This window comes from Ascidiimonas aurantiaca, from assembly GCF_037646345.1.
Lineage (GTDB): Bacteria > Bacteroidota > Bacteroidia > Flavobacteriales > Flavobacteriaceae > Ascidiimonas > Ascidiimonas aurantiaca.
The window spans coordinates 102,979-111,731 of record NZ_JBBEWR010000015.1 but is presented as its reverse complement, the minus strand read 5'-3'; the positions used below and the strand labels follow the sequence as shown (position 1 = coordinate 111,731).

Annotated in this window: 8 protein-coding genes; 5 read left to right on the top strand and 3 right to left on the bottom strand. The window is 38.0% G+C overall.

Features of this window, described 5'->3' with window-relative positions:
- Positions 1-202: 202 nt before the first annotated feature.
- The gene (locus tag WAO84_RS17240) at positions 203-520 is read right to left on the bottom strand and encodes a DUF6933 domain-containing protein (RefSeq protein ID WP_422614493.1); all 318 of its coding nucleotides are present in this window, start codon (positions 518-520) and stop codon (positions 203-205) included.
- Between the two features lie 244 nt (positions 521-764).
- On the opposite strand from WAO84_RS17240, the gene WAO84_RS14925 reads away from it, so the two are divergent.
- The 5 genes from WAO84_RS14925 to WAO84_RS17235 all read left to right on the top strand — a co-directional run bounded on the left by WAO84_RS14925 (position 765) and on the right by WAO84_RS17235 (position 6,405).
- Positions 765-1,670 (top strand): DUF6607 family protein, encoded by a 906-nt coding sequence (locus WAO84_RS14925; protein WP_340066799.1) that lies wholly within the window; start codon positions 765-767, stop codon positions 1,668-1,670.
- Between the two features lies 1 nt (position 1,671).
- Positions 1,672-3,171: an ankyrin repeat domain-containing protein gene (locus WAO84_RS14920; RefSeq protein WP_340066798.1), complete on the top strand. Its 1,500-nt coding sequence runs from the start codon at positions 1,672-1,674 to the stop codon at positions 3,169-3,171.
- 1 nt (position 3,172) lies between these two features.
- On the top strand, positions 3,173-3,661 hold the full coding sequence (locus WAO84_RS14915; RefSeq protein ID WP_340066797.1) for a DUF2271 domain-containing protein: 489 nt from the start codon (positions 3,173-3,175) through the stop codon (positions 3,659-3,661).
- Between the two features lie 13 nt (positions 3,662-3,674).
- Entirely contained in the window at positions 3,675-5,870 is a 2,196-nt protein-coding gene (locus WAO84_RS14910; protein ID WP_340066800.1) for a PepSY domain-containing protein, read from the top strand.
- A gap of 358 nt (positions 5,871-6,228) precedes the next feature.
- Positions 6,229-6,405, top strand: coding sequence for a DUF2135 domain-containing protein (locus tag WAO84_RS17235; protein ID WP_422614492.1), 177 nt, complete (start codon positions 6,229-6,231; stop codon positions 6,403-6,405).
- A 131-nt stretch (positions 6,406-6,536) separates the two neighbouring features.
- Here the strand turns inward: WAO84_RS17235 and WAO84_RS14905 are convergent, their stop codons facing one another.
- Positions 6,537-7,841, bottom strand: coding sequence for a hypothetical protein (locus WAO84_RS14905; RefSeq protein WP_340066796.1), 1,305 nt, complete (start codon positions 7,839-7,841; stop codon positions 6,537-6,539).
- Positions 7,842-7,852: 11 nt separating this feature from the next.
- Complete coding sequence (locus WAO84_RS14900) at positions 7,853-8,743, bottom strand: DUF4625 domain-containing protein (protein WP_340066795.1); 891 nt, start codon at positions 8,741-8,743, stop codon at positions 7,853-7,855.
- Between the last annotated feature and the right edge of the window lie 10 nt (positions 8,744-8,753).

Sequence of the window (8,753 nt, the reverse complement as noted above, 5' to 3'; positions counted from 1 at the left end):
TACTTTTGTTTTACGTTACTAACGTCAAAAGTAAGTAAAAAGTTTGTTTTGTGCAAATGTTGCTTAACGGTCTCGTATAACCGTCAGTTACGGGTTAAATAAGCGATTATTTTCGGTTTAGCACTGGCGTTAGCAATTCCGAGTGGATTCGGACGTAGTCGAATCCGCCGTAATTGCGGTTATACATTGTTGTAAACCGTTTTTATCCCATTATTAATTTCCTCATTTCTTTAGTCGAATAGGTATAATCAGACATTTTTCGTCCTTTTCCAATATGGATTGGACTTGTGTTCATTCGGTTGGTCAATTCTTTAATCGGCATATTTTCTAAATTTCCAAAATCATATTTCCACCAGTCCAGTTCGTATAATCGTTGGTTTTGAAATCCAGTTGTACTTCGGTCATTGTCGGTCGTGAAAAATTCAAGCTCGCCAATCATTGACTCTATATTCTCAAATTCCGTTATAATTCCGTCGTAAGTTAATTGTCCGTAGAGAGCGTTTTTAAAAATTTGTTCGATATTTTTTTAATCCGATGCTTTTGTGTATGACAGATCTAAATATATCCTAAAGCATATATATAGCAATTTTAAAAGACACCCTTGAAATGTCTTGTAAATGAAACAAGTAAAATAAACCAAGTGACAATCGCATTTTCACATTCAAGAAAAAAATAAAACCATTCAAAATAATTTCACTGGTTTTATTTAGATTAAATTTAAATAGTTATTTTTGCGCAATAATTCAATAAAAAACAATCTTGCGATGAAAATAGCAATTTATCTTCCGTTTATTTTATTTACACTTTTTGGGGCAAATGCGCAAAGCAAAAAAAACTTGGATGCCGATGCCATTAAAAAAATGTGCGGCTGTTACGAAGTTACGTTCAATTTTGCTGAGACTTTCAATTACAGTAAGGACTCACTTTACCAGCCTTCCAAAACAAAACTTGATGTAGGTTTGGAGTGGGCACAATTGGTAACCGATGAAAAAGGGAAAATTGTCATTCAGCATATCCTTCAAATGGGAGAGGCTTCTAACCCTTATATAATAAAGCACTGGAGACAGGATTGGATATATGAAAACCAGGATTTTTATATGTATGACGGTGATAATAACTGGAAATACATCAAGAAGCCAAAAAGTGAAGTAAAAGGGCAGTGGACCCAAAAAGTCTATCAGGTAGATGACAGTCCCCGTTACGAAGGTTCAGCTACATGGGTACATGTAGATGGAAAAAGTTATTGGGAAAATACAACAGATGCTCCTTTACCTAGAAGAGAATACACCACGAGAAGTGACTATAATGTAACCGTAAGAGGTAACCGGCAGGAGATCACCCCCTATGGCTGGGTACATGATCAGGACAATGACAAAGTACTACGAGAAGCTGGAAAAGAAGATATTATAATAGCTAAAGAAAAAGGGTACAACGTATATAAACGTGTGGATGACAGTCGTTGTGCCGGAGCTAGCAAATGGTGGGCAGAGCATCAGGAAAAATGGTCTCTGGTGCGTTCTAAATGGGATGAAATATTTGCCCGCAATAAAGATCTATCCCTTGAATCTAAAGTTGATAATAAAACATTGTATAAATATCTTTTTTCCGAAGAATATCAGGCCGCGGCAGATATTAGTGAAGTTATCGAGTCTTTTGTGAAAAAATCATAATATGAAAATAGTTAACATAGCTATTATAGCACTCATTTTTCTATTAACAGGAGCGAGTGTCATAGCACAGGAAAATGTGTTTCTGGCAAGAGACTATTGGAAATCCGGGCCTTCTTTACAGCAGGTAAAGAATGATATGGCTTTGGGAAATGACCCCACGCAACTTAATCAAAATGCCTTTGATGCGGTTTGCTGGGCATTGATAGAAAAAGCAGATAATGAGATCGTAAAGTTTTTACTGGAACAGGATGGTAATGGTGTAAACAAACTTACACACGACGGGCGAACCTATATTTTCTGGGCAGCTTATAAAAATAATATGGAAATCATGAAATATCTGGTTAGTAAAGGTGCTAAAACCGATATTATAGACAGTCACGGATATTCCTTGCTTAATTTTACCGCAGTATCAGGACAACAAGATAGAGAATTATACGATTTTATTATAGCCCTTGGAGGCAATCCGGTGACAGAAAAAAATCATGATGGAGCTAATGCATTACTTTTAGTAGCCCCCTTCCTAAAAGATGAAGCCCTTATTAACTATTTTACGGCAAAAGGTGTAGATCTGCACAGTAAAGATGACAACGGGAACGGAATTTTCAATTATGCTGCAAAAATGGGAAATATTTCTTTCCTGAACCTGCTTATTGAAAAAGGCGTAGATTATAAAACACCTAATAAAAAAGGAGGTAATGCCTTTATTTTTGCAAGCAAGGGAACACGCAGCACTTCCAATACTTTAGAAACGTATAAATATCTCGAGAGTCTGGGGCTTGAGCCTAATGTGGTCAATAATGATGGTGTTACCCCGATGCACGCAATTGCTTATAAGAATAAAGATCTGGCTATCTTTAATTATTTTATTGAAAAAGGAGTTGATATTAATATACCAGATAGTAATGGGAACAATGCCTTTATGAATGCTGCTTATAGCAACGATCTGGAAATTGTGGCCTTTCTTGCAAATCATGTATCAGATGTAAACCTGACTAATAAAAAAGGACAAACAGCATTAACTCTTGCCACGCAAAGCAATAGTCCTGAGGTAGTTAAGTTTCTTCTGGATAAAAATGCAGATATCCATACAAAAGATAATGATGGCAATACGCTCGCTCACTATGTAATTAACGGTTATAGTGACGAAAATGCAGAGGCATTTGACCAAAAATTAGCACTTTTACAGAAATCGGGTTTAAATATGAATGAAACGCAGGCTGATGCGCAAACCCTCTGGCACCTGAGTGTAAAAAAGAACAATCTTTCTTTACTTAAAAGGATAAAGCAGTTTGATGTTCCAATAAATACTAAAAACAAAGAGGGGCTTACTCCTCTTCATCTGGCAGCTATGAAAGCTACCAATATAGATATTCTGAAGTTTTTGCTCAACAATGGAGCCAGCAAAGAAGTAAAAACAGACTTTGACGAGTCAGTGTATGATCTTGCACTGGAAAATGAATTACTTCAAAAGCAACAAACAGAACTAAACTTTTTAAGATAAAATGAGAAGAATTTTTAAAAGAGCTCCCGTACTACTTATAACTCTTCTTTCTTTACTGGCTTTCACCCAGCCTGCTGAAAAAACTACCGTAAAATGCATGGTACAAATGATCAACTATACGGGTGAAGGGGCTTACATAGTAATCTCACTTATAAACCCCGAAGGTGAATATGAGGAAACACTTTATGTTTTAGGCAAAGACCCGGAATGGTATAGTGATATTACCGAATGGTGGAAATTTTATGGAAAACGTCGCCCTGATATTGATGCCATTTCAGGAGAGACTATTGCCGGAGGTGAGCGTAGTGTGAGTGTTATCAAAATACCATCTGATAAAATAGATGCAGGATACCGTCTTCGGTTTGAAACTGCTGTAGAAGATCAGGAATATTATGAATCGGATATAGAGTTTGAATTAACCTCCGAAAATTTAAAAAGTAAACTGGAAGGTAAGGGTTGGATACGCTATGTTAGAATGATACCTCAATAGCATTTATTACGTGATGGGTTCCCTATGGCGATATAGTCATTTTTTGCTGGCAACCGTCTCTGCGGTATTTCTATTAATGGCCTCTTTAACAGGGGCCATTTTGGCAATACAACCTATAAAAGACACAGTACAGCCCTACAAAACCGTTAGCCTGGATAATGTACAGCTTTCACAAACAATTACTGTATTAAAAAACAGATATGCAGAGGTACTAGAACTGGAGATTACCCCGGAAGGCTTTGTAAAAGTATCCGTTCTTACTAAAGACGGAGAAAGTGCCAACCTATATATCGACCCCGAAACCGGAGATAAACTGGGTGAAGTATCACCGCCATCGGCCTTTTTCAGTTTTGTGACCAATTTACACCGTTCTCTGTTCCTGAAAAGTGTAGGGCGGGCATTTGTGGGTATCGTTTCTCTATTGCTTTTTTTTATTGCCATTTCAGGAGTTTTTCTTCTGGCACAACGTCAGGGAGGTTTCAAAAAGTGGTTCTCAAAAGTACAGGAAAGCAATTTTGGCCAACGTTATCACGTAATTCTAAGCAGATGGTTTTTACTACCTATTAGTATTATTGCTCTGACCGGAGTGTATCTTTCGGCTGAAAAGTTTGCATTACTTCCGGAAGTAAAAATGGCACATCAATTGGAAAGCATTGCTGATTTTGATGCGGAGCTGGTACCTCAAAACATAGCACTTTTTGAGAGTACCAGACTTAGTGAAGTTCGAAAACTTATTTTTCCGTTTTCTGATGCTCCGGAAGATTATTTTGAATTAGCACTTAGGGACCGGGAGATACTTGTACACCAGTATTCGGGAGAGGTATTGAGTGAAATACCATATCCGTTTGTTTTACTGGCTTCTAGATGGAGTTTGAAATGGCATACCGGTCAGGGCAGTATATTTTGGTCAGTTGTCTTGTTGATAGCCAGTTTGAGTATTCTGTTTTTTATATATTCCGGGCTCCAAATGAGTATAAAACGCAGGCGCAGATATAAAAAAGCAGTAGTAAAATATACAAAGGATGAAGCTGAGTATGTGATACTGGTAGGGTCAGAAACAAGGAATACCCATACGTTTGCAAATGCATTTCACAAAGCACTTGAAAAGGCAGGTAAAACCGTTTATCTTTCAACACTAAATGCATATAGCACATATGAAAAGGCTTCACATCTTATAATTTTTACAGCAACATATGGCGATGGTGACCCACCGGCAAGCGCCCGAAAATTTGAACAAGTATTTAAGAAGGTTACCCCACATAAATCACTACAATTCTCGGTTGTGGGATTTGGCTCTTTGCGCTACCCGCACTATTGCCTATTCGCAGTTAAAGTACATACGTGGTTGTCAAACCATTCAAATTTTGTTTCTGTACAGCCTTTGGCAAAGATCAACGATCAGTCACATAGTGCATTTATGGATTGGGTGAAGGCATGGAATGAACAAACCGGAATGCAGTTGAAGGTAACATTACCCAATCTCCCTGAAAAAAAATTAAAAGAATACTCCTTTAAAGTAATTGAGCGCACACCGCTAAATACAGATAATACAGCTTTAATAAGACTGCGGCCCTCGAAAAAAAGAATACGTTTTCAATCAGGAGATCTACTCAATATTATCCCCCCCGAAGATCCTCTGGTTATTCGTAAATATTCCATTGCAAAAATGGAAAATGATATTTTATTAAGCGTAAAGTGGCATCCCAAAGGTATCTGTTCAACCTATCTGTGCCATTCTAAAATAGGCGATACTATTACCGGCAGTATAGAAAACAATACAAACTTCCACTTTCCCAGACAGGCTTCCTCAGTTTGGATGGTTGCTAACGGAACAGGAATAGCTCCTTATTTGGGAATGCTTATTGAAAACCGAGAGGTGACTACGCGATTGACATGGGGCGGACGCACGGAAACATCTTTTGATTATTATAAAGATTATATTGAAGAGGCCCTTTCAAAAAACACACTTGATGATTACCAAATTGCTTTGTCTCGTACAGTCCATAAATCCTATGTTCAGGATATTTTATTTCAGCATAAGGAAAAAGTAGCCCAAACACTTACCAGTGGCGGCGCCATTATGTTATGTGGCTCATTGGCTATGCAAAATGGTGTTCTGGATACTTTGGAAGAGATCACACAAACAGAGCTAAAAAAACCTTTAAGTGATTTTGAAAATAATGGTCAGCTACTTATGGATTGTTATTGACTAGTAGTATTCATTCACAATAATTACCTCAGGAAAATAATAGGTAGGCATTGAAATTACCTTTCTGCTAAAACCCAACTTTCAATTGTAGCGTCTATACAGGTACTTACACCTGAAAAATCACGAAACTGAATTGCGGGGAAATTAAAAAATGCAACAAATAAATGTAAGAAATAGCATAGTTAACTCATTTAAATAGCCCTTTCACTCGTTGTATATTTTTTTTATGAGTATGAATACAGAGTTTTACTGCCAATAACCAAAACAGTATCCATTATGAAAAAATTGGCCCAATTCATGATCCTGCTCATTTTTTCGCAGGTTTTTGCCCAGGGATCTTTAGAAGTAAAACTAAAAGATTCTGGCAGATTATTATGCTGACAATGTTCAAAAAATATCCGGACCCACTATTTTAAAAGTCACTATGTTTACCAATTACGGAAAGCCAAATGAAAAGAAAAAGCTAATCATTGTCAGGCTGGACAAGGAGGAAGATGAGCTGGAGGTGGGAAGTTTAAAATTTAACTTACGTTAAGTCTTTTTTTGAAATAGTGTATTCTTTATACTCTAAGTACGTCTGGTTTAAAAACGGTGCAGAAATAAAAATAACCCTGATCCGGAAATGTAAATTCCGGATCAGGGTTATGATATGGTAAAAAGTGTTTATTAGTGGCTATAGTCAGGATGTTGTTCTCCTTCTATTGAAAATCCGTTTTTCATAATGCTCTCTGCAGGTGCTCCCAGTTCCATGGTGTGTACATGCTTCAGGCTTTTAATTTCCAATACTTTTATCTGTGTTCTGTTAGGTGCCAGCACATAGAGGAACTTATCTGAACATACCAGTACCGGGCTGGGTCCTTCCATATCTCGTAAAATATCGGTTTCTGAAGGTCTTTTTTGTGCCGCAGGCTGAGGGATATTGGCCATATCAATGGTTCTTTCTGTAATAGGGCTTCCGGTTTGTCCGTCAAATACCCGTATGGTATTATCTGAAGTATGTACCAGATAGTAGGCTCCGTCAAAGCTGTACATATCTCCCACAACATCCGATCCCTTATAGAGGCTGCTAAGGCTCTTGTCAGCAGGGTCAATCATGAAAACACCCTGGTTTCTGGATCTGGCAAAAAACAGATCTGAATTATCATGCCCTTTTAAGGTTCCTAACCAGTTGAAACGTTCTGCATTTAATCCTTCTACATTGGGAATAAGGTCAATATTATTTTGGTTATCTACCAGGATAACTCCATCAGTAGAACCAAAAACGCCATAGGTGCCATTTACGGCATCACCGTGAATTCCCACCACTTCTACTCCGCCATTATCGTCAATTACATTTCCGTTGGCATCAATGAATTTTACCATTTGCGGAATTCCGCCGGGCTCGTTGGTATTCTTAAAAGTAGCTACGAACATACCATTATTTAACCGGAAACCGGCTCCATGATGCGCTACGGTGTTTGCCAGAGCAAACGTCTCGGGTTGATATGAAGGGATCTCCAGTTGGGCCTCATTTATGTATGAAATAGAACCGTCACCGTCATTGAAGATTACAATATGTCCGCCGGTACTGGCATAATGGGTAGGTAAGAGAGTATTTAATCCAAGGTTTAACCATTTGGCCTCGTACTCATGTCCGTGATCATCATGGTTTACAATACCGGAATCAAAAAAGCGTACTCTTCCTTCGTTTCTCTCGATAACGGTAAGGTACCGCCCGGAGTTACTTGTGTAATAACGGGCCCCATCTACGAGTTGCCCTTCTACACTAAATACAATTTCGCCTGTATTGGCCTGCATAACGTCTATTTTACCGTCACGCATCACAGAAAGGCGCACCCAGTCACTTTCTATATCTCTAAACTCTAAAGCCACCGGCTCTTCATCTATAGAACCGTTATCATCATCACTACAGGAAGTAAAAAAAATGAGGCTAAGTAAAAAAGTTACGAATTTAAAATTTGATCTTTTCATGTTAAATTTTTTTAGTTATTAAATTGATTTACTGTAATATTACCGTTGGTATCTTCTATCCAGAATACCAGTTTGTTCCCTTGCAGGGCGTTAAAAAAATCTGAGTTACCACTCAGTAGCTGTTCTATTTCAATTTCCTGTGTGTTGGGCAGGTCTTGACCCTTATTGGGTCGAAACTGGTGAGGCCAGTTAGAATTACCCCATATCCACTCTTCAATGATAGTACCTTCCTGATTAGGAGTACGTTCATTAGGTTCTTCAATATATATCCAAAGAAATGTTATGTCTGAAGAGGCCTCGTGTGATGTGTTTTTATAAATACGGCCGGAAATGGTATTTTCTGATGTGTTCACCTCTGTAAGTTCTACCTGTGGAGCATAGGGTTTATTAATGTATAGCGTGGTATGGTAGGTAGAATTATCCCGATAATTGGTTTCATTGCCTTCTATATCAGTGGCCTGAATAGAAAAGTGGTACGGGCCGGCCAGAATAAGTTCATCGGAAGCAATTTCAGGATTACGATCGTCTAAATAAATATTTGACGTATAGGTAAATTGATTGGAATTTCCAATTTCTTCTTCTCCAATTACCTGATTATGGTTGAAGAGCTTGAATTTAAGGTTTCTCGCAAACATTGATCTCCCGTGGGTGTGTCCGTCAAAACCGCTATGGGATTCTATTTTGATTTCACGTATTCCGGTGGCATCGGTAATAGTAAATGCTAACGGAATTTCAGGATCATCTATCGAAGTTTTGAAAAAAAACGTTGGCTGCACGTTGCTTTGCCCATCGCTTGCAGAAATGGCAGGTGCTGCCAGATCTGTCAGGTCGTCTCCATCTTCATTTAAGCAGGAAGAAAAGAGAAACAAACTACATAATGGTATTACTACATGTTTTCTCATTTTTATAGAA

Coding starts and splice junctions, on each gene's coding strand:
- WAO84_RS14925 (WP_340066799.1), top strand. CDS start 765: ATGAAAATAGCAATTTATCTTCCGTTTATTTTATTTACACTTTTTGGG.
- WAO84_RS14920 (WP_340066798.1), top strand. CDS start 1,672: ATGAAAATAGTTAACATAGCTATTATAGCACTCATTTTTCTATTAACA.
- WAO84_RS14915 (WP_340066797.1), top strand. CDS start 3,173: ATGAGAAGAATTTTTAAAAGAGCTCCCGTACTACTTATAACTCTTCTT.
- WAO84_RS14910 (WP_340066800.1), top strand. CDS start 3,675: ATGGGTTCCCTATGGCGATATAGTCATTTTTTGCTGGCAACCGTCTCT.
- WAO84_RS14905 (WP_340066796.1), bottom strand. CDS start 7,841: ATGAAAAGATCAAATTTTAAATTCGTAACTTTTTTACTTAGCCTCATT.
- WAO84_RS14900 (WP_340066795.1), bottom strand. CDS start 8,743: ATGAGAAAACATGTAGTAATACCATTATGTAGTTTGTTTCTCTTTTCT.